This window comes from Delftia sp. Lp-1, assembly GCF_020523835.1.
GTDB lineage: Bacteria > Pseudomonadota > Gammaproteobacteria > Burkholderiales > Burkholderiaceae_C > Comamonas > Comamonas acidovorans.
This window is the reverse complement of record NZ_JAJALJ010000001.1, coordinates 2,514,956-2,539,581: the sequence shown is the minus strand read 5'-3', so window position 1 is coordinate 2,539,581 and position 24,626 is coordinate 2,514,956. Positions and strand designations below refer to the sequence as shown.

The window sequence follows — 24,626 nt, the reverse complement described above, 5'->3', positions numbered from 1 at the left end:
AGTCTACAAAGTGCAGCTGCCTTGATTCCGACCATGTTTCAGCGGGTGAGCAGACCAATTAAGGTGGCATGCCAATGTAAACCGTTGAAAAAAGCGGTCTGGTTCATTGACGAAAATAGGTCTGTTTGAATCCACGCTCTCTCCATGGAATTCGCCGCCAGACGTTGAAAGTCATGAGATCCAATACCGCCACGAATCATCCGCAATCTGCAGTGGAGGAGATTGATTCAAGGCGGAATATGACAGAGTGAAGAAATCCATGACAACGTATCTGCCATCTGCAGCGACATTTGAAGCGCTATTTGCAGCGCCATTGGTGATTGCGGCAGATGGAGAAAGCGGGGGGAGGGAGTAGGCGATTTGACTCAGATCAATCAAGTTCAATTACACGGAGTTGAAAAATGAATCTCGATATCTCTCGGACAGATGACGCCGTGCGCGATGCGCTCAAAAAGCTGTCCCTGCTGTGGAAGTCAAGAGCTGCCGTGAATCAGGACCTGCCTGATTACTGCGGCTTGGCGTTCGACCCCGCCCGGCAGGACTTCACCGCCTCGCTGCTGCCGTTTCGCGACCACCAGGCATGGGTGGAGGCGCCACAGCACCTGCGCGACCAATGCCTTTCCTACGCCTGGGGCATCTACAACCTCAAGACCATCTACATCGAGTGCAACGTGGTCACGCCGGCCTGCGAGGACATCATCAAGACCCCGCCGCCCAGCGCCAACCGGGCGCTGCTGCAGGACGTCATGTCCCAGGCCCTGCTGGACGAGGCCCTGCACACCCGCATGTCCATCATGGCCTGCAACTACATCTACGAGATGCGCGGCCTGGCGCCGCTGGACTACGCGGACTTCAACCTCGTCGGCTGGCGCAACGGCGTGCTGGCGCAGTGCGGCGCGGAATGGGAGCGCCGCCTGGCCCGCTTCGCCATTGCCTGCGCCAGCGAGACCCTGATCACCGACTACCTCAAGACCATGGCCGAAGACCGCAGCATCCAGCCCATCTGCCACGAGGTCACGCGCACCCACGCCGTGGACGAATGGAGCCACTCCAGCGTCTTCAGCTCGGTGGCCACCGACATCGTCCAGGGCCTGAGCAACCGCGAGCGCAGCTACCTGCGCTCCATCATCCTCAAGACCGTGCAGATGTTCGCCAACAACGAACTGGGCGCCTGGTCCACCGTCTTCACCATGGTCGGCATGCCGCATGCGCGCGACATCCTGCACGACGTGGGCGACAGCAACGAGATCGGCGTCTACACCGACTCGGTGCAAAGCCTGATCGACCGCATCGGCCTGGCGGGCCGTAACCTGGGCGGCAGCGTGGCGCTGGTGTCCTCGGTCCTCGAGGAGATGCAGGCATGAGCGCCGCCCTCCAGGCAGGCAGCACGCTGGCGCGCTGCGCCGCGGCACGGGCAGAGGCGGGCGGCGTCATGGTCTACACCCTGCGCGTGCAGGGCGCCTCGGCGCAGTTCCTCGGTGGCCTGCGGCCCGGCCGGCATGTGGCCGTCGAGCATGCCGACGCCAGTGGCACCGTGCAGCAGCGGCTGTACTCCATCACCCGCTACGAGCCCTGCAGCGAGCACGACGGCGCCGGCCAGTTCGACATTGCCGTCAAAAGCTCGGGCCGGGGCAGCGTCTCCGACCACATGCATGCGGTGCTGCGCGCAGGCTCCACGCTGCCGCTCGGCCACGTGGCCGGTGACATCACGGCCGACCTGGTGCTGGGCCTGGACTCCCTGGTCATGCTGGCCGGCGGCATCGGCCTGACCCTGCCTCTGGCGCTGCTGCGCGAACTGGATCGGCTGCAGCAGCAGGGCCACCGCGTGCCGCGCACCACGCTGCTGCTGTGCTTTGCGCGCATGGCCGACATTCCGTTCCTGCAGGAGCTGCAGCAGCTGTGCGAAACGGCCCCCAGGTTCGACCTGCGTATCCACATCACGCGTGAAGACATTGCCGCCCACGGCCCCTTCGTGCCGGGCCGCCCCTCGCAGCAGTCCCTGCTGGCGCTGGGCCAGCCCCAGGCGGTGGTCATCTGCGGCGGCCACGCCTTTGCGCAGACCTTTCGCGAGCATGCGCGGGCCTGCTTTCCCGGTGCCATACAGCACATCGAGGCCTTCACGCCGCCTGCCGCATCCACGGCCCAGCCAGGCGAGACCGCGCAGGCATGCCAGCTGCAGATCGCGCACAGCGGGCAGATTGTCGAAGCCGCGTCCGGCAAAAGCCTGCTCGAAATCCTGGAGGGCGTGGGCATTGCCATCCGCAGCCAATGCCGGGCCGGCATCTGCGGCAGCTGCCGCATCCGCATCACGGGAGGCAGTTCACGGCTGGAGGCGGACTTTTGCCTCAGCGACAGGGAAAAGGAAGCCGGCTATGCCTTGGCCTGCTGCACCTTCCCCTCGGCAGGCCATATCCACGTCGATCTCAAGCCCGGCGCCTGACGGGCTCCGCACGTTCCAAGCCACCCTCCTGTATCCACCTGAGTTCCTCCCATGAAAAAAGCCATCGCGCTGCGCCACATCCACTTCGAAGACCTGGGCACCCTGCATGCCGAGTTCGCCAGCCGCGGCTACGAAGTGCAGTACGTCGATCCCAGCATCGGCGAGCTTGACACCCTGGACCTGGGCCGTGCCGACCTGCTCGTCGTGCTGGGCGGCCCCATAGGTGCCTATGACGAGGCGCTTTATCCCTTCGTCGCCCAGGAGCTGGCGGCCGTACGCCGCTGGCTGGACAGCGGCAAGCCGCTGCTGGGCATCTGCCTGGGCGCCCAGCTCATTGCGCGCGCGCTGGGCGCCAGGGTCTACCCGCTGGGCGTCAAGGAAATCGGCTTTTCGCCGCTCACGCTCACCGACGCCGGCCTGGCCTCGCCCCTCGCCAAACTGGACGGCGTGCCCGTGCTCCATTGGCATGGTGACCAGTTCGACATTCCCGAAGGCGCCGTGCACCTGGCCGGCACCGCCATCGGCGCCAACCAGGCCTTCGCCGTGGGCCCGCAGGTGCTGGGCCTGCAATTCCATCTGGAGGCCGACGCGGCCCGGCTGGAGCGCTGGCTTGTCGGCCATGCCTGCGAACTGGGCGTCGCCCAGGTGGACCCGCGCACCCTGCGCGCCGATGCCCAGAAATACGGCGGCATGCTGGCGCTGGCCGCGCGCGATGTGCTGGCCGCCTGGCTGACCAACCTGGAGCGCAGCCGCTGAACCTGCGGCGCCGCCCATTCACCCATTTCCCCCCACGCCGGAGCCGCGCTGCGCGGCGCCGGAATCTCTGTTCCCGAAAAAAAGGAGAGTTGAAGATGGTTGTCGTACTGTTCGAACTGCAGGCCTTGCCCGGCCAGAACCAGACCTATGTGGACCTGGTCAACAAGCTCACCCCCATGCTCAAGCCCATGGAGGGATTCATCTCCGTGGAGTGCTTCCAGAGCACGCTCAACCCCGAGAAAGTCATGTCCGTCACCACCTGGCGCGATGAGGAAGCCGTCGTCCAGTGGCGCAACGTGGAAGCCCACCTCAGCGCCCAGCGCGCCGGCCGCGACAAGATCTTCAAGGACTACCGCGTGCGCGTCACCCAGGTGCTGCGCGACTATGGTCTGAATGACCGCGCGCAGGCGCCTGCCGACAGCATCATGGGCAAGGCAAGCAGCTGCCCGGTCAGCCACGCCTGAGCGCTTGCGGTGCCGCAAAGGCCCGGCTGATCCCCCTGCCGGAGCGCGATGCACGCCCTCGAAAGATGCCGGCAGTGACTACGCTGCCGGCGCCAGGCCGGAAAAAAAGCCCGCTGAATGCTCAGAGGGCTTTTTTTTGGAAGGCACAGATTCCTTCGCATCGGAACTCCACCGCACCGCACGGCATCCTGCGTGCCGCCGTGTGCAGCGCTTTCAGTTGCGAGCTGCCGCTGCCGCCATTTCGGCGAGAAACGGACCTTGGGCCGCTTCGGGTTTGCTTTCGATGAGGAAGTCGTCGCGATCCTGGTCCTTGATCCAGTTCGGAGGCTTGCCTCGACCTGTCCACGTCGCTCCCGTGGCCGGATCGCGATACTTCGCCGGCGCACTGGTTTTTTCAGGGATGTAGGGGAACACTTGCTGTTGGGTGAACCCGAAATCGGTCACCAGCTTCTGGACCTTGGACAGGGCAGCGTCGGCCGCCGAGGTGCGGGCCTTGGCAATTTCCATGTCCAGCGCGGCCTTGGCCGCAAGGAGTTCTTTGAGGGACTGTGTCATTGGTGTCGTGAAATTTTGAAGCCAGATTATGGGGCTGTTCGGCCAGCCGCGTGGAGTCCGGATCATGCTGGCCGATGAAAGGAAGGCAGCCCGCCTGAGCCTGCTGCCGAGCCGGGTGACCGCAGGCCCGGGCAGGAAAGCCGGTCTTGCCCTCATCTGTGGTCGCGCGTACTACCCCGCACGGCCGCAGCGATCACGCCAGATGGAATATCCCGCGTTACACCGGCCTGGCAAGGCAGCCCTAAGCTTCCAAGCTGCGAACGAATTCGCTCCCCACCTCGACTCCTAGAAGAGAGTCCACGGCGGCCACCCGCTTCAGCGCTTCGTCGGCGCTGAAGCCATTTCCCGCCAGCACGGCCAATGCTTCGTTGTGCAGGGCATAGGCCAGGTGCGCTGCGATCCGTACGCTTGGATCTGCGTCCACGTTGCTTCCCAGATATCCGCTCAGGAGAAGACGGATCTCGTATACGGCTTTCGCCAGGATTTTCTCCTCAGTCAGCTGTTTCATCACGCCCCTTTGCCTTATCGCCCCCACAACTGCCTCCATCGCCTCAATCTGCGCATTGATAAAGGCAAGCAGCTCATTGGAATCGACAACCTCCATGGGATTGCTGGGGTAAGCGCCAATCAGCAAGCTTGAGATGAGTCCCCATTGTTCTCGCACGCGGTTCAGTTGGTTGAACTCATCTTCCGACATCTGAAAATACAACATGGCGACTCCTTAGCGAAATGGCTTGGAGCCGGGTGCGGAGAAAGGGTAAGAAGCGATGTACAGATCAGAGAGCTGTGGCGCAGTGGAAATTGAGATGGGGAAGGGCCTTGAAACGCCCGCAAAGAAAATAGCCATAAGGCCTCCAAGCATTTTTCCAACACTGCTTTCGGGAGCGGCTTACCGGCTAGCAAGAAGTGTGTTCAGCACTTTGCGCGAGATGATACTCCAGGCCTATGGCAGACTGCCCTGGTTCAGTTCTTCCTTGAACCGATCGCCGGCCCGCTTGGCGCTCAAGGCCCATCTCCGTCACTCACCACCGAGGATTTCTCATGATCATCACCACCACCCCCCAGATCGAAGGCCGCCGAATCACCCGCTACTGCGGCGTGGTCGCGGGCGAGGCAATTTTGGGCGCCAATGTGTTCAAGGATTTGTTTGCCGGGCTGCGCGACATCGTGGGCGGGCGGTCGGCCACATATGAGCGCGAGCTGCAGCGGGCGCGCGAGATTGCGCTCAAGGAGCTGGAGGAACGCGCCCAGGAACTGGGCGCGAATGCCGTGGTGGGGGTGGACCTGGATTACGAAGTGCTGGGCCAGGGCAACGGCATGTTGATGGTGTCTGCCAGCGGCACGGCCGTGGTGCTGGAGTAGGCAGAGCCATCGGCCAAGCGGGCCAAGCAGGCCAGCGAAGTCAACGAGGCGCCGTGCCCCGCATCTCCAGGCAGCGGGCCAGCGCCCGCGCCGCCTCGCCCAGGCGCGGGCCGGGGCGGGAGACCACGTCCGTCTCGACCAGGTCCAGCGCGCAGATGCGGCCGGAGCGCACGGCGGGCATGCGGCTCCAGCCGGGGCGGGTGGCAAAGCTGGCCGATGGCGTCTGTGGCGTGTGGATGATGAGTTCGGGCTGCTGGCGCAGCACGTACTCGGGCGTGATGCGGGGGAAGGGCCCCAGGTTCTGCGGCAGCACATTGCGCGCGCCCAGGCGCTGCAGCAACTGGCCTATGAAGGAGTCCGGCCCCGCCGCATAAGGCGTGGCGTCCACCTCGAAATACACCTTCTGCCCGGCGGGCGCGTGCGCCGCCAGCGCCTTGGCCTGCTGGTCCACCTCGGCCTGCATGCGCGCCAGCAGGGCGTTGGCGCGCTGCACCTGCAGCAGCTGGTCGAGCTTGTGCAGCACCTGCTCCAGCTGCGCCATGTCGTTGGCGTCCAGTGCCAGCACGGGAATGCCGAAGCGCTCCAGCTGCGCGATGACGGGTGCGGAATACGCCATCAGCACCACGTCGGGCCTGAGCCGCACGGTGGCCTCGACCAGCGGGGCAAAGGTGTGGCCCAGCTTGGGCAGGGCGGCCACGCGGGCCGGGTGGTTGGAGAACTCGTCCACGCCCACGATGCGCTCACAGGCCTCCAGCGCGCACAGCGATTCGGTCAGCGAGGGCAGCAGCGAGACGATGCGCTGCGGCACGCGCTCCAGGCGCACCTGCCGCCCGCGCATGTCGGTGACGGTGTAGGCGGTGGTTGCCCCGCCCGTTCCCGCATCCGCCGCCTTTTGCGCAAAGGCGTTGCCCGCGCCGCCCGCGCAGGCCAGGGCGGCGGTCAGCAGCAGGATGCGGGGCAGGCGCACAAGCAGGTGCATGGCGGTCAGGGCAGGGGAGTCCAGCGCACGCTGACGAACACGGTGCGGCCTGCGTTCGCATAGCCGCGCGTGGGGGCGTAGTCGCGGTCGGCGATGTTGTTGACCCGGGCCAGCAGCGTCCATTGTCTGGTCAGCTGCCGCTGGGCGTAGAGGTTGACCACGCCGTATCCACCCAGCTTGAAGGTATTCGCCTCGTCTGCGTAGCGGCCGCTGTAGAGCTGGGCTTCGCCGCCCAGCGTCCAGCCGGCCGCCTGGGTGTCGGCGTTGAGCTTGAGCATGCGCTTGGAGCGGTAGGGCAGCAGCTTGCCGGTCTCCAGGTTCTCGGGGTTCATGAAGTCCAGCGAGGCGCCCAGATTGGCGCTGCCCAGGCGCGTGCTGCCCGCCAGCGTCAGGCCGGTGATTTCCACGCTCTGCCAGTTGCGGTAGCAGTTGCAGGGAAGGGCGCTGTTCCAGTCGTAGGTGATGAGGTTCTTGAACTTGTTGCGGTAGACCACGGCCGAGAGGCGGTTGGCACCGGCCGCATAGTGCAGGCCCGTTTCCACGTTGGTGCTGCTTTCTGGCTTGAGGTCGGTCGCCGCCTGGCCCGTGAAGCGTTCGTACAGCGTGGGGGTTCTGAAGGCCGTGCCGGCCGATGCCACCCAGCGCCAGCGCTCGTCGATCTGCAGGCCGTAGCCCAGGCCGCCCGTGGTTTTGTTCTGCTGGTCGCGCACCTGGTCGTGGCGCAGGTTGGCGTCGAACTGGTGGCGGCCCTCGGTCAGGCGCCAGCCGGCCGACAGGGAGTTCTGCACGCGCCGGCTGTCGGTGTTCTGCGTCCAGGCGTATTGCGTGTCCAGCTTGTCCTCGCGGCGTTCCAGGTCGATGTTGAAACGGTGCTGGCCCAGCGTGAACAGGTTCTGCAGCAGGTAGTTGGTGGAGCGGCCCTTGGCGCTTTCCGGCGACTGGGTGTGGCGGTCGCTTTGGCTGTCGGTATGGGAGATCTGGACCACGCTTTTGTACATGGCGTTCCAGCCGGCCTGCCAGCGCAGGCTGCCGGTGGTGTTCTTGACCACGTCGTAGTCGTCGAACGGCGGCGGGCTCTGGTCGTAGTGGGTGCGCAGGCGGCTGTGCAGCAGGCTGGCATCGATCTGGTGGATGCCCGTTTTGTAGCCCGCGTTCAGGCCCAGCGAGGTGTTGCTGTAGCCATCCTTGTCCGGATTGGGTGAGAAGGTGTTGCCGGGGTAGACGTCGAAGCCGTCGCTGCGCTCGTCAGCCAGGTTCAGCCCGTAGGTGAAGCCGTTGGCACCGCCCTGAAATCCCGTGGCCAGCTTGCTGGTGCCCTGGTTGCCTATGCCGGCCTCGGCATAGGCGCGGGTCTGGCCGTCCGCCCGCTTGGTGAAGATCTGGATCACGCCGCCCATGGCGTCTGAGCCATAGATGGCGGCGGCCGGGCCGCGCAGCACCTCGATGCGGTCGATCTGCGCCAGCGGCAGGGTGGACCAGACCGCGCCGCCCTGCAGCTCTTGCGAGCTGTAGCGCACGCCGTCGATGAATACGGCAGTGTGCTGGTTGCTGGTGCCGCGCAGGTAGACCGAAGTGACCTGGCCCGGCCCGCCGTTGCGGTTGATCTGCACGCCCGGCACCTGCACCAGCAGGTCGGCCACGCCCGTGGCGCCGCTGCGGGCAATGGTCTCGGCGTCGATCACGGTCATGTCGGCCGTGACGGTGCGCAGGGGCTGCTCGCTGCGCGAGGCGGTGACGACCACCGTATCGAGCTGGGAGGTCTGTGCCCGCTGCGCCTGTTGTGCCTGCGCTTGGGCCTGGCAGGCCAGCAGCGAGGCCGCAGCCAGGGCGGACAACGTGCGCAGTACGGGGAACGCCGAGGGCGAGCGAAGAGCGGCACCAGGAGCGCGCGCGAGGGCGAGGGTGTGCATGGATGCGAGCCAGTTGCGCGCCAGCGACCCCGCCGGCACGGAAACCACAAAGACCGGCTGCGCTGCAAGCGCGGCCGGCCGCCTGTTGGCCGGTATCCAGACTGGTGACGCACTCGCCAAGGCCTTCCCGGGCTGTACGCCCAGTGGCACGGGTTTGGCGGGGGCCGGTGCCATGCACGCGGCGTTTCACTCACTGTTGCGGGGGCAGTACATGCGGGCGGCTTTATCTGGCCGCCCCATGTTTCCCGTTTAACCGCAGCCCCTGGGGCTGCTGGCACCAACGGCGGCGATTGTACGGCGGGGCGTTCAGTACCGATGTAAAGCTTGCTTGACATGCCCGCGGGTGGCATCGCACAATGTCAAGCGTCCTTTACACATTGCGAGAGACTTCCATGAATCAAACAACGGTCACCAACCGCCGCTACCAGAAGGAACTGGGATTTGCGCTGCTGCTCTACATGGCGCTGCTTGTGGGGGCGCTTTTGCTCAGCGCCGACATGCAGGCCGGGGCTCTGCGCACAGCGCTGCTGCTGAGCCCCATGCTGGCGTTTGCGCTGGCCGTGCGGGCCATCGTGCGGCTGGTGCGCGATACCGACGAGTTCCTGCGCAAGTCCATGCTGGAGCAATTGGCGATTGCGGCGGCGGGCACGGCCGGCCTCACCTTCACCTACGGATTCCTGGAAATGGCAGGTTTTCCCAAGCTCAGCATGTTCATGGTGTGGCCCTTGATGGGTGCGCTCTGGGTGGCTGCCTCGGTGGCCCACTGGCTGCGCAGCCGATGAGCTGTTCCGCCAAAGTGCCCCTGCGATGAAAAACACCATCCGTGAACTGCGCGCCGAGCGCGGCTGGAGCCAGGCTGCGCTGGCGGACCTGCTGGGCGTGTCGCGCCAGACCGTGAACGCGATCGAGACGGGCCGCTACGACCCCAGCCTGCCGCTGGCATTCGCCATTGCCCGGGTGTTCGAGACCCGGATCGAGGCGATCTTCCAGGAGGGTTGAGCGCAGCGCTCAGGCCACGATCATGACCAGCAGCACCAGGCCCAGCAGGGCCAGGTAGGCCTTGGCATGCAGGGCATCGGGAATGCGGCCGATCAGCGGGGCCGCCAGCCTGATGCCCGTCCACGATCCGGCCGTCAGCAGTGCAAAGGCCTGCAGGTCCACATAGCCCACATGCCAGGCGCCCAGCCCCGCGCTCTGCGATGCCAGCATGTAGGCGGCAGTGCCCGCCACGGCCATGGGCAGGGACAGCGGGCTGGCCATGGCCGTGGCCGCGGCCATGCTGGCGCCGCGCCGGCGCATCAGCGGCACGGTCATCACGCTGCCGCCCACGCCCAGGAAGGCCGCGATCGCACCAATGGCCAGGCCCGCCGTGGCCGCCGCCCGCCGGCCCATGGGCTGCAATTGGGCGGTGGTGCCGTGCACGAAGCCCGGGCGCAGCAGCGCGTCGGCGATGGTCAGGGCCAGGTAGGCGATGAAAGCCCAGCGCACCCAGTCGCCGTTGAGCCAGGTGGCGGCCGTGGCGCCCGCCACGGCGCCGACCGCAATGAAGCCAGCCAGCGGCCGCACCTGCTCCCACGGCAGGGCGCCCGCGCGGTGCTGGCGCAGCGTGGCCATGGAGGCGCCGAAAATCATCACGCAGGTGGAGGTGGCGACGGCAATGTGCATGGCAGCCTGGCCAACGGCGGAGTCCACACCGTGGATGGAGGTCAGCAGCGCATAAAGCAGCGGAACGGCCACGAAGCCGCCGCCAAAGCCGAAGAGCACGGTGGTCACGCCGGCAAGCACACCGAAAGCCAGCAGCAGGAGAGGGAACACAGACAGTCCTTTGGAAAAAACGAGCAAGGACTGAACCTTAGGATGCCGCGGTTTGGCCTGCTTTCGCGGATAGGTCAATAATCCTCGAATTCCTGCCAAAGCCTGTTGGCTGTTTTCCGGACATTCCCATGCTCAACATCCCGCTGCATTCCGTGGACGCCGTGGCGCGCGATGTGCTGGCCATCGGCACTGACTACACGCCTGGCACGCTGCTGCCCACGCACAGCCACCGGCGTGCGCAGTTTCTCTACGGGATGAGCGGGCTGATGGAAGTGGAAACCGACGACGGCGCCTGGACCATCCCGCCCTACAGCGGCGTGTGGATTCCGGCCAGCAAGCCGCACAGCGTGCGCATGCAGGGCGTGAGCACGCGCAGCCTGTACATCGAACCGGCTGCTGCGCCCCGCCCGGGTGTGCATTGCGAGGCCCTGGTCGTCACCCCGCTGCTGCACCAGTTGCTGCTGTCCTGCGCCGACCTGCCGGCGCTGTACGACGAAGCGGGCCGCGACGGCGCCCTGGTCACGCTGGTGCTGCACGAGCTGGCCTCGGCCCGCAGCCTGCCGCTGTTCGCGCCCATTCCCCGCGACGAAAAGCTGGCCGCCTTGTGCAAGCAGTTCCTGGCCCAGCCCAGCATCCGCGCCACGCCGCAGGACTGGGCACAGGCGCTGAACAAGAGCCTGCGCACCTTCAGCCGGTTTTTCCAGCAGCACACAGGCATGGCCTTTGGCGCCTGGCGCCAGCAGGCCTGCCTGCTGGCGGCGGTGTCGCGGCTGTCTGCGGGCGCCTCGGTCACCCAGGTGGCGCTGGATTTGGGCTATGACAGCCCCAGCGCGTTTTCCACCATGTTCCGCAAGGCATTGGGCCGGGTGCCTTCGGAGCTGGTGAGCCGGGTCTAGGCGGGAACGCTGGCCTGGGCTGCCGTCTCCCGCGTCATGGCCCAGAACACCAGGGCCGCCAGGCTGAACGCCGCCCCCGCAACGCAGACCCCTTGCCAGCCAAACCGCGCGTAGGCGTTGGTGGCAATCAGCGCCCCCAGCCCGCTGCCCACGGCATAGAACAGCATGTACAGGCCCACCAGCCGGCTGTGCGCCTGCGGGTTGCTGCGAAAGATAAGGCTCTGGTTGGTCACATGCAGGGCCTGGCCGCCCAGGTCCAGCAGCACGATGCCGGCGACCAGCGCCCACAGCGATTGCTCCAGCAGCGCAATCGGCGCCCAGGCCAGCAGCAGTATCGCCAGCGCGCCCAGGCTGGTGCGCTGCGCGAAACCCTGGTCGGCCCAGTGCCCGGCACGGGCTGCTGCCAGTGCGCCCACCACGCCGGCCAGGCCAAAGGCGCCGATGGCCGTGAGCGACAGGCTGTAGGGCGGCGCGCTCAGCGGCAGGACCAGGGCGCTCCAGAAGATGTTGAAGGTGGCAAACATCAGCAGGGCCAGCATGCCGCGTGTGCGCAGCATGCGGTCCTGGCGCAGCAGCTGGAGCATGGAGGCGAGCAGCTGCGTGTAGCTGGGTGCATGCAAGGGCACCGCCAGCCGGGGCAGTTGCCGCCACAGGGACCAGGCCAGGGCCAGCATCAGCAGGGCCGAGCAGGCATAGACGCCACGCCAGCCGGCCAGGTCACCCACGGCGCCGGCAAACACGCGCGCCAAAAGCAGGCCGATGAAAACCCCGCCCTGGGCCGCGCCCACCACGCGCCCGCGCTCATGTGCCTGGCTGGCGCTGGCCGCATAGGCGATCAGCCCCTGCGTCATGGCCGTGCCCAGCAGGCCCACGGCCAGCATGCCCGCCAGCAGCAGAACGGCCGAACGCGCGGTGCTGACGGCCGCCAGGGCCAGTACCAGGCCCAGCAACTGCAAAAGCATGAGCCGCCGCCGCTCCAGCCGGTCGCCCAGCGGTACCAGCAGCAGCAGCGCCAGCGCGCAGCCGGCCTGCGTGGCGGTGACCACGCCGCCCACGGCCGCATGGCTGATGCCGAAGTCGGCCGCCAGCGCCTCCAGCAGAGGCTGGGCGTAATAGACATTGGCCACGCTCAGGCCGCTGGCAGCGGCGAACAGCAGCACCAGGCTGCGCGGCATGCGGACCGTGTCCGAGGCTGGGAAGGCGTTCATGGGTTGAATTCGGTTGCAAAACAAAACTGGTTGGATGCTAGTTGAACCAGTTTTGAAATGCAACCACAATAACGCCATGAAAGAAGACACCCGTCCTGACGCACCGCAGCCCTGTCCGGTGGCCCGCTCCCTGGATGTGATCGGCGACCGCTGGTCGCTGCTCATCGTGCGCGATGCCTTCGACGGCATCAGCCGTTTTGGCGATTTCCAGCGCAGCCTGGGTGCGGCCCGCAATATCCTGGCCGACCGGCTGCGCCGGCTGGTGGAGGCCGGCATCCTTGAAACCCGCCCGGCCGCAGAAGGCTCGGCCTACCTGGAATACGTGCTCACGGCCCAGGGCCTTGAGCTGTTCCCGGTGATCGTGGCGTTGCGGCAATGGGGCGAAGGCCATCTGTTCGCGCCGGGTGAGGCGCATTCGCTGCTGCTGGATCGCCAGACCGGCCTGCCTGTCGCCCCCATGCTGCCGCGCGGTGGGGATGGCCGGGCGTTGCTGCCGGGCCAGACCGTGGTTCAGAAAATCGATTGATGGATGTCCATGCTCTCTGCCTTCGTATCACTCATCTACGTACAGATTTCTCCCGAGCGCCTGACGCTGAAGGATCCGAAGACCGGGCAGACCCTGTCGGAGGTTCCCGAGCTGGCCCTGAGTCCGCCGCCCCGGCGCCGGATTCTCGCGGCCGGCCCGCAGGCCAGGCTCGCGGCTGCATCGGAGCCTGCCGAAGTCGTCAATCCCTTCGCCCACCCGCGTTCGCTGATATCGGACTTCATCCTGGCCGAGCAGCTTCTGAAGTACCAGCTCAGGCGCATGCATCGGCGTGCCTGGCTGGCGGCCTCCCCGCACATCGTCATCCATCCGCTCGGCGACCCCGAGGGCGGATTCACCCAGGTGGAACTGAGGGCCTTGCGCGAGCTGGCCAACGCGGCCGGCGCCTCGAAGGTGAATGTCTGGACAGGCCGGCCCTTGACAGACGAGGAATTGCTGACGCGCAAGCCCCCTGCGCAGGGCGGTGTCTGGGAGTGAGGCTTTGCTCTTCGCCATGAAAAAAGCGCCCGTCACAACGGGCGCTTTGTCTGGGTCAGCGCAAGGGCCGGTAACGGGCCATCAGAACCGCGCCGTCATCCCCACGAAGTAGGTACGGCCGCCGTTGTCATAGTTGGCGCCGATGGTGCGGGTTTCCTTGTCGGCCAGGTTGATGATGCCGGCGCGCAGGGTCAGGGTGTCGGTCACGTTGTAGTTCATGGACACGTCAAAGGTCGTATAGGCCTTGGCGAAGGTGGTGGCCGTGCCCGTGGTCACGACTTCCTTGCCCACGTGGCGGGCGCTGAACATGGCGGACCAGCCCTGGCGGATCTGCCACTGCAGCGACGAGTAGATGGACAGCTCGGGCACGGCCAGCAGCGAGGCGCCCGTGCTCAGGTTCTTGGACTCGAACATCTTGGTGATGTTGGTGTTCCAGGTCAGGCCCTTGGCCAGGGGAACGTTCACGAAGCCTTCCAGGCCGCGCGTGCGGGCACGCTGGGCGTTGGCCATGCGGGTCCACCAGAAGCCGTTATAGAAGCCCAGCGGCTGGTAGTCGATCTTGTTCTTGAAGTTGGTGTGGAAGTAGGTGGCGCCCAGGGCCCAGCCATTGCGGTCCCAGCTGGTACCCAGCTCGAAGTTGGTGCTGGTCTCGGGCTGCAGGTCGGGGTTGCCGGCCATGTAGCAGCCGCGCGTGCCGTCGGCGTTGACGCTGGTGTTGGTCCAGCCCATGCCGGCCAGGCTGCGGCAGCCGTTGCCCCCAGATTGCGTGGCGGCGCTGGCCGAGTTTTCCTTCAGGTTGGGCGCACGGAAGCCGCGCGAGACGCCGCCGCGCACCGTCCACTCCGAGGCCGGGTGGTAGACCAGATAGGCGCGCGGACTCCAGTTGTTGCCGTATTTCTGGTGGTGGTCCATGCGCAGGCCCAGCGTCAGCGCCAGGTTGTCGCGCAGGAAGATCTGGTCCTCGCCGAACAGCGCCCAGGTGGTGGCGCTCAGGCCCGAGCCCGAGACCGGGCGCCCCGCGTAGTCGATGGGAGCCAGGCCGATGGTGTCGCGGTTGTCCAGCGACTCGCGGCGCCACTGCATGCCCAGCGTCATGGCCTGGTCCAGGCCCCACAGCTTCAACGGCTTGTCGATGCGGCCGTCCAGCGTGGTTTCCTTGGAGTTGTTGCCGATGGTGTCGCCCTTGTCCTCGTACTTGTTGTGCACGAGGTTGAGCTTGGAGGTCAGGTCGCCCCAGCGGCCGTCATGGCTGAGGCCGAACTTGGTCTGCTCCAGCTTGCTCAGGCCCCAGGGATAGACCACCTGGTCGCCCGACGCCGTGCGCGCGTCGGAGCCCGTGGCGCGCTGGATGCCTTGCGCGGCCTCGATGCCGATCACCTGGTCGGGCGTGAGCTGCCAGTTGAGCAGGGCGTTGAGGTTTTGCTTGCGCGAGCCGGCCGTGGACTGGTAGGTGCCCGGGAAGCCGCCCGTGCTCTCATCGGCAGCGCGGTCCGTGTAGTTGCCGCCCAGGCGCAGGCCGAACTTGTCGGACAGCGGGCCGCTGATGTTGAAGCCCAGCTGGCGCGTGTCGCCGCGGTCGCCGTCGGAGGGCTTGCTGTAGTTCAGCGTGGTCGAGCCGCTCCAGCGCTTGCCGATCTTGCGCGTGATGATGTTGATCACGCCGCCCATGGCGTCCGAGCCGTACAGCGAGGACATGGGACCGCGCACCACCTCGATGCGCTCGATCATCTCGGGCGAGATCCAGTCCAGATCCTGCGAGCCCAGGTCGTCGCGGTAGTTGATGCCGGCCGAGTTGCCCTGGCGCTTGCCGTCCACCAGGATCAGCGTGTACTTCTCGGGCAGGCCGCGCAGCTTGATCTTGGACTGGGCGCCCGTGCCGGACAGGCCGCCGGTCACGCCGGGAATGGTGGACAGCAGCTCGCCGATGCTGGTGACGGGCTTGCGCTCGATGTCCTCGCGGGTGATCACGCTGATGCTGGCCGGCGCTTCCTTGATGTCCACGGCTGTGCCCGAGGCGGTCACCACCACGGTGGACAGGGACGTGTCGGCCTTGTTGTCGGCTGACTGGGCATGGGCCATGGCTGTGCATGCCAGGGCGGCGCAAAGAGGAAGCGGGCGGAGCACCGAGATTCTGACCATCTTTGTAAAGTTCCGGTTTGGTTAAAAATCAAGGTGCGAATGATAACGATTTGTATCCACATCTTTTTGTTGGCGTAAAGACAGTTGTTTTTTTGTTCACTCGTTATCTAACTGCTGGACAGGCCAAAGATGCTGTGCACAAGTTTGGTGCGCAGCAAGAGGGGGCAGCGGAGGCGCAGAAGGTGGGCGCAGAAGGGGCCGCAGAGGGAGCGCGGGCGCCAAAAGCCCCCTGCAATGGCCGCCCCCATGCGCAGGGGGGCGGCCGGGAGAGGGTCAGCGCGGTTCGGCTGCCGTGCCTGCAAGGGCGGTGGAGCGCTCCGCCGACTGGCGCGAAGCCTGGCGGCGCACGAACTGGTAGGCGATGGCCAGCAGGGCAAACCAAGCCGGCGTCACCACCAGCGCCTGGCGCGTGTCGGCCTGCAGGGTGAGCAGGCCCAGGATGGCGGCAAAGAACACCAGGCAGGCCCAGCACATGGCCACGCCGCCGGGCATCTTGTAGCGCGAGGCCTCATGCAGGGCTGCGCGCTGGCGCCGGTAGGCCATGTACGACAGCAGGATCAGCGACCACACGAACATGAACAGAATGGCCGATACCGTGGTCACCAGCGTGAAGGCTTCCACCAGATCGGGCACCACCCACATCAGAAACGCGCCGGCCAGCAGGCAGGTGCAGGAAAACAGCAGCCCGCGCGAGGGCACGCTGCTGCGCGACAGCCGGTGGAAGGCCCGGGGCGCATCGCCCTTGAGTGCCAGGCCGTAGAGCATGCGGCTGGTGGAGAACACGCCGCTGTTGGCCGACGAGGCGGCCGAAGTCAGCACCACGAAATTGATCACGCCTGCGGCGGCCGGCAGGCCTGCGAGCACGAACAGCTCCACGAACGGGCTCTTGCCCGGCACCACGTCGCGCCAGGGGGTGACGGCCATGATGGCGATCAGGGCCAGCACGTAGAACACGATGATGCGCACGGGAATCGAATTGATGGCCCGCGGCAGCGTGCGCTCGGGGTCCTTGGCCTCGGCCGCCGTGGTGCCCACCAGCTCGATGCCCACGAAGGCGAACACCGCGATCTGGAAGCCCGCGAAGAAGCCCATCATCCCGTTGGGGAACATGCCGCCGTCATTCCAGAGGTTGGCGAGGCTGGCCGCACGCCCCGCAGGCGAGACGAAGGCGGCACCCACCATGTACAGCCCCGTGCCCACCAGGGCCACGATGGCCACGATCTTGATCATGGCGAACCAGAACTCGATCTCCCCGAACAGCTTTACCGTCAGCAGGTTCAGGCCCAGCAGCAGGCCCACGCAGGCGATGGCCGGTGCCCACTGCGGCAGGTCCGGGAACCAGAACTGCGAGTAGGCCGAGATGGCGATCACGTCGGCAATGCCCGTGACGATCCAGCAGAACCAGTACGTCCAGCCCGTGAAGAAGCCGGCCCAGGGCCCGAGCAGGTCGGACGAGAAGTCGATGAAGGAGCGGTACTGCAGGTTGGACAGCAGCAGCTCGCCCATGGCTCGCATCACGAAGAACAGCATCACGCCGATGATGGTGTAGACAAAGATGATGGACGGGCCGGCCAGGCTGATGGTCTTGCCCGAGCCCATAAACAGGCCCGTGCCTATGGCCCCGCCAATGGCGATGAGCTGGATATGGCGGTTGGTGAGATTGCGCTGCAGGTCGTCTTGACCGTGCAGGCCCTGGCCGGTTGGCGGGGCCTTGTGTGTCATCAGAGAACTCCGGGGAAGACTGGCAAAGCGATGGCAGAAAGGGGGAATCCGCCTGCCGCGGCTGTGTTTTCAGTCTCTGCATGGAGTCCATGCCTGGAAATGCGGCAGCGCAGCAAAACGGAACGAAGGCCGCGAGGATACCCGAACCTCGCCCCGCATCGGCCCTGCCGCGCCGTGCCGCTCCTGCCAATGGAGCGGGTTTGATATGGATGGATCAGCCGCGCGCCAGGCGCCTTGCGTTGGCCACTGCGGTGCGGTGCACGGGGGCCATGCCCTTGCCCACCACGCCCCACATGGCGTTGTTCCACTGCGAGGCCTGCGATGCCAGTGCGCCGCCGTTCCAGCTGGAAGCGCTCCAGGGCATCCACCACATGCGCATCCAGGTCTGCATCAGGGTCTGGCTGGCGACCATGGACTGCAGGCCCATGGCGGCCCAGGATTGGTGGAAGGCTGTCTGTTTCTCGGACACCATGCGCGTGAATTCGCGACGGTCACTTGCGGAGGGATTGGCCCCGGCCAGCGCCATGCGGGTGAGCCTGTGCGCCACCACCTGCGGTGCGGCAATGGCCAGATCGGTGGCCTGACGGGCCACCGAGGCGGCCTTGGATGATTTGCGGTTTGCCATGTGCGCTCCTGAAGCTCTGGATCCACTTGCCGGTTCCACTTTATCCAGATGGATGCCGGCCCGCGTAGGCCGATGACGCAATGCAGCAAAAACGGATTTATCGCGGCTGGGCCTGTGGCGCTGATGCGGCGGCATCCTGCACGGCATGGGGCACCAGGGCACGCCACCAGCGCTCGCCTGCGTGGGGGGCGGCCAGGTCCACGCGCTCGCCCATCATGGGGGTGGCCACGGCAATGCCGTGCTCGGCACCCAGGGCCAGCACGCGCTCGAAGGGGTCCCACCAGGCATGCATGGCCAGGCTGAAGGTGCCGTTGTGAATGGGCAGCAGCCAGCGTCCGCCCAGGTCGCGATGGGCCTGGACGGTCTGGGCCGGGTGCATGTGCACATAGGGCCAGTGCGGGTCGTAGGCGCCGGTTTCCATCAGCGTGAGGTCGAAGGGACCGAAGCGCCGGCCGATTTCCGCAAAGCCGTCGAAATAGCCGCCGTCGCCGCTGAAGAAGACACGCAGCGTGTCGGCGCTTGCCAGGTCCTCGATGACCCAGGACGCCCACAGCGTGCGGTTGCCGTCGCGCAGGCCCCGGCCCGAGAAATGCTGGGCCGGCGTGGCCGTGAAGCGCAGGCCGTCCACCTGCACGTCCTGCCACCAGTCGAACTGGCGCACCTTCTCGGGGGCCACGCCCCAGTCCATGAGCCGGTCGCCCACGCCCAGCGTGCACAGGAAGAAGTCGACCCGGGGCGCCAGGGCGCGGATGGTGGCACGGTCCAGATGGTCGTAGTGGTCGTGCGAGAGCACCACGCCGCGCAGCGCGGGCAGTTCATGCAGGGCGATGGGCGGCGCATGAAAGCGCTTGGGGCCGATGAAGGAAAAGGGCGAGGCGCGCTCGGCAAACACCGGGTCGGTGATCCACCAGCCGCCGCGCAGCTTCATCAGCAGCGTGGAGTGGCCCAGGCGGTACAGGCTGCGCTCAGGCGCGGCGGCCAGGTCGGCCGGGGTGAGCCGCTGCACGGGCAGGGGCGCCGCAGGCTCGGTGTCCTTGGGCTTGTTGAAGAAGAAGTCCCACATCACCTTGGCGTCGGGCTGGGGCGCGTTGGCGGGGCGGGGATGGACGTTGCGAAAGCGCCCGCCCACCGACTGGGGTGACTGGGCGTAGTCGGCAATCGGGGCGCGGAAGATGCGGGGTGTTTTCACGGTGCTCCGTCGGTGTTCAGGCCGCCGCCATCATGGAACCGGTGGCGCAGCCCTGTCGAGATGGTGGTCTTGGCGGCCCGATTCAAGGCGCCTTGCGTGTCGTCATGTAAACAAAAAAGGAGCTGCCCCTGCAGGCAGCTCCTTGTCGTGATGGCCGCAAGCTGGGCCTCAATGGGCGCCGGCCGCCTCGGCACCACCGGCATGGCCCGCAGGGCGCCTGGTCATCCAGATCAGCACGATCAGCACCAGGAACAGCACGGACGATGCCAGGAAGATGTCGTCCGCCGCCCGCGTGTAGGCCTGCTGGTCGATGAGCCGGTTGATCTGGGCCAGCGCCTGCGCCTGGCTCAGGCCTGCGGCCTGTAGCCCCTGCAGGGTGACGCCGAACACGCCCTGGCCCTGGATCAGCCCTTCGGTCAGATGGGCGTGGTGCAGCGCGGCGCGGTTTTCCCAGAGCGTGGTGGCGATGGAGGTGCCCATGGCCCCCGCCGTGATGCGCACGAAGTTGCTCAGGCCGGCGGCGGCCGGGATACGGTCCGGCGAGATGCCCGACAGCGTGATCGTCGTCAGCGGGATGAAGAAGAACGCCATGGCCCCGCCCTGGATCAGCGTGGGCACCAGGATGTGCATGAAGTCCGTCTCCACCGTGAAGCGCGAGCGCATCCACAGCACCAGGGCGAACACGACGAAGGCGCCCGTGGCCATCTTGCGCGGGTCCCACTGCGTGACCTTGCGGCCCACCAGCGGCGTCAGGATGATGGCGAAGATGCCCACCGGCGCCAGCGCCATGCCGGCCGTGGTGGAGGTATAGCCCATCCACTGCTGCAGCCACAGCGGCAGCAGCACCACGTTACCGAAGAACAGGCCGTAGGCAATCGACAGTGCCACCGAGCCCGCCGCGAAATTGCGGCGCATGAACAGGCGCAGGTCCACCACCGGGTGCGCATCCGTCAGCTCCCAGACCAGGAAGACCACGAAGCTCACGATGGCCAGCACGCACAGCGTGACGATCTCGCCCGAGGCGAACCAGTCCAACTCCTTGCCCTTGTCCAGCATCAGCTGCAGCGCGCCCACCCACAGCACCAGCAGGGCCAGGCCCACGGAGTCGATGGGCAGCTTGCGCGTAGGGGTCTCGCGGCTGCGGTAGATGCTCCAGGTCATCAGGGCCGACAGCAGGCCCACGGGCACGTTGATGTAGAAGATCCACGGCCAGGAGATGTTGTCCGTGATCCAGCCCCCCAGCAGCGGGCCGACCACGGGCGCCACCAGGGTGGTCATCCCCCACAGCGCCAGGGCCACCCCGGCCTTGGCCGGCGGGTAGCTGGACAGCAGCAGTGTCTGCGACAGCGGGATCATGGGTCCGGCGACCAGCCCCTGGAGCACGCGGAACAGCACCAGCATCTCCAGCGACGAGGCAAAGCCGCACAGCCAGGAGGTCAGCACGAACAGCAGCACGCTCATAGTGAACAGGCGCACGGCGCCGAAGCGCTGGGTGAGCCAGCCCGTGAGCGGCACCGAGATGGCATTGGCCACGCCAAAGCTGGTGATCACCCAGGTGCCCTGGCTGGGACTGACGCCCACGTCGCCCGAGATCGCCGGAATGGCGACGTTGGCAATGGACGAGTCCAGCACGTTCATGAAGGTGGCCAGCGACAGGGCCAGCGTGCCCAGGGCCAGCTGGGCGCCCTTGAGCGGTGCGGGCCGTGCGGGCATGGCAGGCGATGCAGAGGGTGGCGCGGCAGGCGGCACGGTCGGCCCACCCGGCTGCGCCGGCTCCGGCACGGCGGTGGTAGAGGAAGTCATAGGCAGTCCGCGTAGGTTCTGGGAAGGCGGGGAAGCGATGCCTGCTTACTTGGACTGCGTGGCCTGCGCGTCAACCGGCGCGGAGGCCACTGCGGCTGGCGCCTTGCCCTGTGACCTGTCTTGCGCATCGGCCATGGCAATGGGCGGCAGCTCGGGCAACTGCTTGAGCGGCGCCACGTTCTGGCCCGCCACGATGTGGGCGATGCGTTCCTCCGCCTGGGGCAACGCCATGTCGTAGATGGAGGTCTGGGCCACGGGGGCATTGCGCGTGGCGGTTGCCAGCACTTCACCCTGCTGGTCGCGCACGTCCACCTTGGCCTCCATCGACAGGCCCACGCGCAGCGGGTGCTGGGCCAGGTCTTCCGGCGCCAGCGCAATGCGCACGGGCACGCGCTGCACCACCTTGATCCAGTTGCCGGTGGCGTTTTGCGCGGGCAGCAGCGAGAAGGCCGCGCCGGTTCCTGCGCCCATGCCCACCACGGTGCCGTGGTAGCTGATCTTGTCGCCGTACACATCGGCCGTCAGCTCGGTCTTCTGGCCGATGCGCAGCTGGGCCAGCTGGCTTTCCTTGAAGTTGGCATCCACCCAGAGGTTGTGCAGGCCCACCACGGTCATCAGCGGCGCGCCCGAGGCCACGCGCTGGCCTAGTTGCACGCCGCGCTTGGCCACATAGCCTTCCACGGGAGAGACCAGGCGCGTGCGCTGCAGCGCCAGATAGGCCTCGCGCACCTTGGCGGAAGCGGCGATCACGCTGGGGTGCTCTTCGGCGCTGCTGCCCTTGGTCTGGGCTTCGGCAGCGGTCAGCTGCGCCTTGGCGGCGCGCACGGCGGCTTCTGCTGCAGAGGCGGCATTGCCTGCCGTGCGGGCCAGGGACTGGGCGTGGTCGAACTCTTCCTTGCCCACGGCGCCGGTGGCCAGCAGCGGGCGGCGGCGGTCCACATCCTCGCGGGCGCGGGCGGCATCGGCCTGCAGGCGGGCCAGGTCGGCCTCGCGCTGGGCCACCTGGGCCACCAGGGGCGCATTGTTGGCGTACAGGGTGCGCACCTGGCGCACGGTCTGGGCCAGTTGCGACTCCGCCTGGGACAGGGCGACCAGGGCATCGGCCGAGTCCAGCTGCACCAGCAGCTGGCCGGGCTTGACGTAGTCGGTGTCGTCGGCGCCGATGCTGATCACCGTGCCGCCGATCTGCGGCGTGATCTGGACCACGTTGCCCGCCACATAGGCGTTGTCCGTGGTCTGGTAGTTGCGGGCCACCATCCAGTGCCAGCCGCCCCAGGCGACGGCGGCCACCGCGACGGCTGCGGCGATGAGGGTCAGGCCCTTGCGGCGGCCCTGCGGATTGGCCACGGGCGAGGCTGCGGCCGGTGCGGCGGCAGGGCTGGGTGCTTGCTTGTTGGTTTCGGTCATGGTGTACGGCGCTTTGTTATCTGTGAATGTGGTTTTGCGGCCGGGGCAGGGAGCTGGCGGTCTGTCACGCTGGCTGGCGGTCTGCCCGGTGGAGGGTCAAGAGTGCGTTGGATTCCTGTGCGGGTTGCGATCTCAGTGCTGGCTGACCTGCACGGCAGCCGTGCCATCGGTCCAGCCGCCGCCCAGCGCCTTCATCAGCGACACGCGCGTGTCCAGCGCGCGGGCGCGCAGGTCCACGTCCAGGCGGCGCTGGGTGATCACCTGGGTTTCGGTGTTCAGCACCGTCACCTGGCTGGCCAGGCCGGCCTTGTAGCGCTGCACGGCAAAGTCGTAGGCGCGTTCGGCCTTCTCCAGCGACTCGGCCTGCAGCTGCTGTTGGCGCACCAGCGATTGCACGGAAGTGAGGGCGTCGCCCGCTTCCTTGACCGCATCGAGCACCACGCCGTTGTACTGGGCGATGGCGGTGTCCAGGTCGGCCTGCGTGCCACGCAACTGGGCGCGCAGGCGCTTGCCGTCGAACAGGGGCAGGCGCAGCGCGGGCGTGATGCCCATCTGGCGCGAGCTGCCCTTGAACAGGTTGTCCAGGCCGATGGCATTGAGGCCGATGAAGGCCGTCAGGTTGATATCGGGATAGAAATCCGCCCGCGCGCTCTCTATGCCCTGCGTTGCGGACTCCACGCGCCAGCGCGCGGCCACCACATCGGGGCGGCGGCCCAGCAGGTCGGCACCCAACTGGCCGGGCACAGCCTGGATCTGCAGCGCGGCCAGACGGGGCGCCAGCTGCAGCTGCGCCTCGGGCGCCTGCCCGCAGAGCACGGCGATGGTGCGGCGCGCCAGCGTGATCTGCTCGTCCAGCATTTCGATCTGGGTGCCGGCATCGGGCAGGCCGGCCTGGGCCTGGGTCAGCTCCACCTGGCTGTCCAGCCCGGCGCGCGTGCGCTGCTGGCTCAGGTCCAGCAGCGACTGGCGCTGGGTCAGCGTGCGGCCAGCCACATCCTTTTGGGCAATCAGGCGAGCCAGCGCCACATAGCTGCGCGCCACCTGGGCGGCGAGCTGGTTGGCGGCGGCGGCGCTGTCGGCCTGGGCGGCACGGGCCTGGCCCAGGGCGGCCTGCAGGTCGGCGGCATGGCGGCCAAAGAAATCCGGTGTCCAGCTCAGGCCGGCCTGCAGGTTGCCGGTGTTGTAGGTATGGCCGGCAATGGGTGCGGGCACCAGGCCGTTGGCGCTGTAGTGCTGGCGCGTGGCGTCGACGCCGAGCGTGCCGCGCACATCGGTGGCCGTGCTTGTGGCCGTGGCCAGGGCGGCCGCCTTGTCGAAGCGGGCGCGGCTCATGGCCAGGCTGGGGCTGCCCTGCAGTGCCTGGGCGATCAGCGCATCCAGCTGGGCATCGCCCAGGGACTTCCACCAATCGGCGGCGGGCAGGCTGGTACTGGCGCCTGTCTCGGACTGGGCCGTCAGCCCCAGGTCGGCGGCGCCCAGCCGGGCCAGCGGCTCATGGGCCGGGCCCTGGGAAGCACAACCGGCCAGGGCCAGCGCGGCGCACAGTGTGGCCGCTGCGGCGGCCACGCGGCGGGGCGCGGCGGACACGGAAACAAAGGATTTGGGCATGGTGGTCTGCCTGTTGGGGGTCAAGAATCAGGAAATCGGAAACCGGGGCGGAAAAAGGGGGCTGGCGCAGTCAGCCGATGGGCGTGGCAGGCGCAGGGGCCGGCGGCGCAGCGTCCGGCGCGCGCATCGCATCGCCGTTGGCCAGCAGCCGGCGCAGCATGTCCAGCAGCTGGCGGGACTCGTCATGGCTGAAGCCGGCCATATGGGCATTCATCACGCTGGACAGCACCTGCGGCACCTTGGCCGCCATGGCACGGCCTTCATCGGTCAGCACCAGCTTGACCACGCGCCGGTCCACCGTGGAGCGCTCGCGCCGCAGCATGCCCTTGGATTCGAGCCGGTCCAGCGCCCGCGTGATGGAGGCCGGATCCAGCCCCAGGTCACGCGCCATGCCGGCATTCGTGGCGTCGCTGCACAGCAGCAGCTTGTACAGCGGCAGCCACTGCACATAGGTCAGCTCATGCTCGGCCAACTGCGCATCGGCCTGCTGGAGGATGGAACTGAGCACCTTGCGCATGAGGAACCCCACGCTCTCGAAGGGCGTGTAGCTGCCTGGGCTGTAGAAGTCCGAGGGCTGCAGGCCGTTGGGCAGGGGAGGCTGGGTCATGGTGTCTGCGGGTGAAATAATTGACTGCGCAATGATTGTTGCGGCAATTATTGCAGAAACACCGGCTGACCGTGTGACGCGAGGGTGCCGGGGACGGGATCAGGGTTATCCAGACCTGCC

At 67.0% G+C, this 24,626-nt stretch carries 24 protein-coding genes and 1 riboswitch; of the genes, 10 read left to right on the top strand and 14 right to left on the bottom strand.

Translation table 11 applies throughout. The annotated features are described in order from the left end of the window. The first annotated feature begins 401 nt into the window (after positions 1-401). The 4 genes from LGR64_RS11350 to LGR64_RS11335 all read left to right on the top strand — a co-directional run bounded on the left by LGR64_RS11350 (position 402) and on the right by LGR64_RS11335 (position 3,660). Complete coding sequence (locus LGR64_RS11350; protein ID WP_012205541.1) at positions 402-1,364, top strand: AurF N-oxygenase family protein; 963 nt, start codon at positions 402-404, stop codon at positions 1,362-1,364. After that, positions 1,361-2,440 (top strand): 2Fe-2S iron-sulfur cluster-binding protein, encoded by a 1,080-nt coding sequence (locus tag LGR64_RS11345; protein ID WP_230355453.1) that lies wholly within the window; start codon positions 1,361-1,363, stop codon positions 2,438-2,440. Before LGR64_RS11350 ends, LGR64_RS11345 begins: the two co-directional genes overlap by 4 nt. Positions 2,441-2,491: 51 nt before the next feature. After that, positions 2,492-3,196, top strand: a complete 705-nt coding sequence (locus tag LGR64_RS11340; RefSeq protein WP_230355452.1) for a glutamine amidotransferase — start codon at positions 2,492-2,494, stop codon at positions 3,194-3,196. 95 nt (positions 3,197-3,291) lie between these two features. Further along, positions 3,292-3,660, top strand: coding sequence for an antibiotic biosynthesis monooxygenase family protein (locus tag LGR64_RS11335; protein WP_141832287.1), 369 nt, complete (start codon positions 3,292-3,294; stop codon positions 3,658-3,660). A 213-nt stretch (positions 3,661-3,873) separates the two neighbouring features. Here the strand turns inward: LGR64_RS11335 and LGR64_RS11330 are convergent, their stop codons facing one another. Further along, positions 3,874-4,215 carry an H-NS histone family protein gene (locus LGR64_RS11330; RefSeq protein ID WP_034393459.1) on the bottom strand — a complete coding sequence of 114 codons (342 nt, stop codon included), beginning with the start codon at positions 4,213-4,215 and terminating at the stop codon, positions 3,874-3,876. Between the two features lie 241 nt (positions 4,216-4,456). After that, on the bottom strand, positions 4,457-4,927 hold the full coding sequence (locus LGR64_RS11325; protein WP_230355451.1) for a hypothetical protein: 471 nt from the start codon (positions 4,925-4,927) through the stop codon (positions 4,457-4,459). Positions 4,928-5,256: 329 nt separating this feature from the next. Here LGR64_RS11325 and LGR64_RS11320 point away from each other — a divergent pair, with 329 nt between their 5' ends. Further along, positions 5,257-5,577 carry a heavy metal-binding domain-containing protein gene (locus tag LGR64_RS11320; protein WP_012205554.1) on the top strand — a complete coding sequence of 107 codons (321 nt, stop codon included), beginning with the start codon at positions 5,257-5,259 and terminating at the stop codon, positions 5,575-5,577. A gap of 40 nt (positions 5,578-5,617) precedes the next feature. On the opposite strand, the gene LGR64_RS11315 is transcribed toward LGR64_RS11320, so the two are convergent. Both LGR64_RS11315 and LGR64_RS11310 read right to left on the bottom strand, forming a co-directional pair. Continuing rightward, the gene (locus LGR64_RS11315; RefSeq protein WP_141832285.1) at positions 5,618-6,556 is read right to left on the bottom strand and encodes an ABC transporter substrate-binding protein; all 939 of its coding nucleotides are present in this window, start codon (positions 6,554-6,556) and stop codon (positions 5,618-5,620) included. A 5-nt stretch (positions 6,557-6,561) separates the two neighbouring features. Continuing rightward, positions 6,562-8,466 (bottom strand): TonB-dependent receptor domain-containing protein, encoded by a 1,905-nt coding sequence (locus LGR64_RS11310; RefSeq protein ID WP_141832281.1) that lies wholly within the window; start codon positions 8,464-8,466, stop codon positions 6,562-6,564. Between the two features lie 70 nt (positions 8,467-8,536). Further along, positions 8,537-8,762: riboswitch (cobalamin riboswitch) on the bottom strand. A 96-nt stretch (positions 8,763-8,858) separates the two neighbouring features. On the opposite strand from LGR64_RS11310, the gene LGR64_RS11305 reads away from it, so the two are divergent. Then, positions 8,859-9,248 carry a hypothetical protein gene (locus LGR64_RS11305; protein WP_017406629.1) on the top strand — a complete coding sequence of 130 codons (390 nt, stop codon included), beginning with the start codon at positions 8,859-8,861 and terminating at the stop codon, positions 9,246-9,248. Between the two features lie 25 nt (positions 9,249-9,273). Then, complete coding sequence (locus LGR64_RS11300) at positions 9,274-9,465, top strand: helix-turn-helix transcriptional regulator (protein WP_013802457.1); 192 nt, start codon at positions 9,274-9,276, stop codon at positions 9,463-9,465. 9 nt (positions 9,466-9,474) lie between these two features. On the opposite strand, the gene LGR64_RS11295 is transcribed toward LGR64_RS11300, so the two are convergent. Continuing rightward, positions 9,475-10,281, bottom strand: a complete 807-nt coding sequence (locus LGR64_RS11295; RefSeq protein ID WP_141832279.1) for a sulfite exporter TauE/SafE family protein — start codon at positions 10,279-10,281, stop codon at positions 9,475-9,477. A 128-nt stretch (positions 10,282-10,409) separates the two neighbouring features. On the opposite strand from LGR64_RS11295, the gene LGR64_RS11290 reads away from it, so the two are divergent. After that, complete coding sequence (locus tag LGR64_RS11290) at positions 10,410-11,177, top strand: AraC family transcriptional regulator (RefSeq protein WP_013802455.1); 768 nt, start codon at positions 10,410-10,412, stop codon at positions 11,175-11,177. Here LGR64_RS11290 and LGR64_RS11285 read toward each other — a convergent pair. Beyond that, on the bottom strand, positions 11,174-12,385 hold the full coding sequence (locus LGR64_RS11285) for an MFS transporter (RefSeq protein WP_230355450.1): 1,212 nt from the start codon (positions 12,383-12,385) through the stop codon (positions 11,174-11,176). The genes LGR64_RS11290 and LGR64_RS11285 overlap by 4 nt on opposite strands. A gap of 76 nt (positions 12,386-12,461) precedes the next feature. On the opposite strand from LGR64_RS11285, the gene LGR64_RS11280 reads away from it, so the two are divergent. Next, positions 12,462-12,911 carry a winged helix-turn-helix transcriptional regulator gene (locus tag LGR64_RS11280; protein ID WP_230355449.1) on the top strand — a complete coding sequence of 150 codons (450 nt, stop codon included), beginning with the start codon at positions 12,462-12,464 and terminating at the stop codon, positions 12,909-12,911. A 3-nt stretch (positions 12,912-12,914) separates the two neighbouring features. Beyond that, positions 12,915-13,406 (top strand): rod shape-determining protein, encoded by a 492-nt coding sequence (locus LGR64_RS11275; RefSeq protein WP_230355448.1) that lies wholly within the window; start codon positions 12,915-12,917, stop codon positions 13,404-13,406. 81 nt (positions 13,407-13,487) lie between these two features. Here LGR64_RS11275 and LGR64_RS11270 read toward each other — a convergent pair whose 3' ends face one another. From LGR64_RS11270 to LGR64_RS11235, 8 genes are all read right to left on the bottom strand, one after another. Continuing rightward, on the bottom strand, positions 13,488-15,485 hold the full coding sequence (locus LGR64_RS11270; protein ID WP_043821947.1) for a TonB-dependent receptor domain-containing protein: 1,998 nt from the start codon (positions 15,483-15,485) through the stop codon (positions 13,488-13,490). Between the two features lie 333 nt (positions 15,486-15,818). Then, on the bottom strand, positions 15,819-17,267 hold the full coding sequence (cycA, locus tag LGR64_RS11265) for a D-serine/D-alanine/glycine transporter (RefSeq protein WP_230355447.1): 1,449 nt from the start codon (positions 17,265-17,267) through the stop codon (positions 15,819-15,821). Positions 17,268-17,481: 214 nt separating this feature from the next. Further along, a complete protein-coding gene (locus tag LGR64_RS11260) occupies positions 17,482-17,892 on the bottom strand; it encodes a polyhydroxyalkanoate granule-associated phasin (protein ID WP_230355446.1) in 411 nt (136 codons plus the stop codon). Positions 17,893-17,989: 97 nt separating this feature from the next. Continuing rightward, positions 17,990-19,081: an MBL fold metallo-hydrolase gene (locus tag LGR64_RS11255; protein WP_230355445.1), complete on the bottom strand. Its 1,092-nt coding sequence runs from the start codon at positions 19,079-19,081 to the stop codon at positions 17,990-17,992. Positions 19,082-19,249: 168 nt separating this feature from the next. Further along, positions 19,250-20,884: a DHA2 family efflux MFS transporter permease subunit gene (locus LGR64_RS11250; RefSeq protein WP_043821952.1), complete on the bottom strand. Its 1,635-nt coding sequence runs from the start codon at positions 20,882-20,884 to the stop codon at positions 19,250-19,252. Positions 20,885-20,929: 45 nt separating this feature from the next. Continuing rightward, entirely contained in the window at positions 20,930-22,291 is a 1,362-nt protein-coding gene (locus LGR64_RS11245) for an HlyD family secretion protein (RefSeq protein WP_141832271.1), read from the bottom strand. Positions 22,292-22,423: 132 nt separating this feature from the next. After that, positions 22,424-23,899, bottom strand: a complete 1,476-nt coding sequence (locus LGR64_RS11240) for an efflux transporter outer membrane subunit (protein ID WP_141832270.1) — start codon at positions 23,897-23,899, stop codon at positions 22,424-22,426. A gap of 70 nt (positions 23,900-23,969) precedes the next feature. Beyond that, a complete protein-coding gene (locus LGR64_RS11235; protein ID WP_141832268.1) occupies positions 23,970-24,506 on the bottom strand; it encodes a MarR family winged helix-turn-helix transcriptional regulator in 537 nt (178 codons plus the stop codon). Positions 24,507-24,626: the final 120 nt, after the last annotated feature.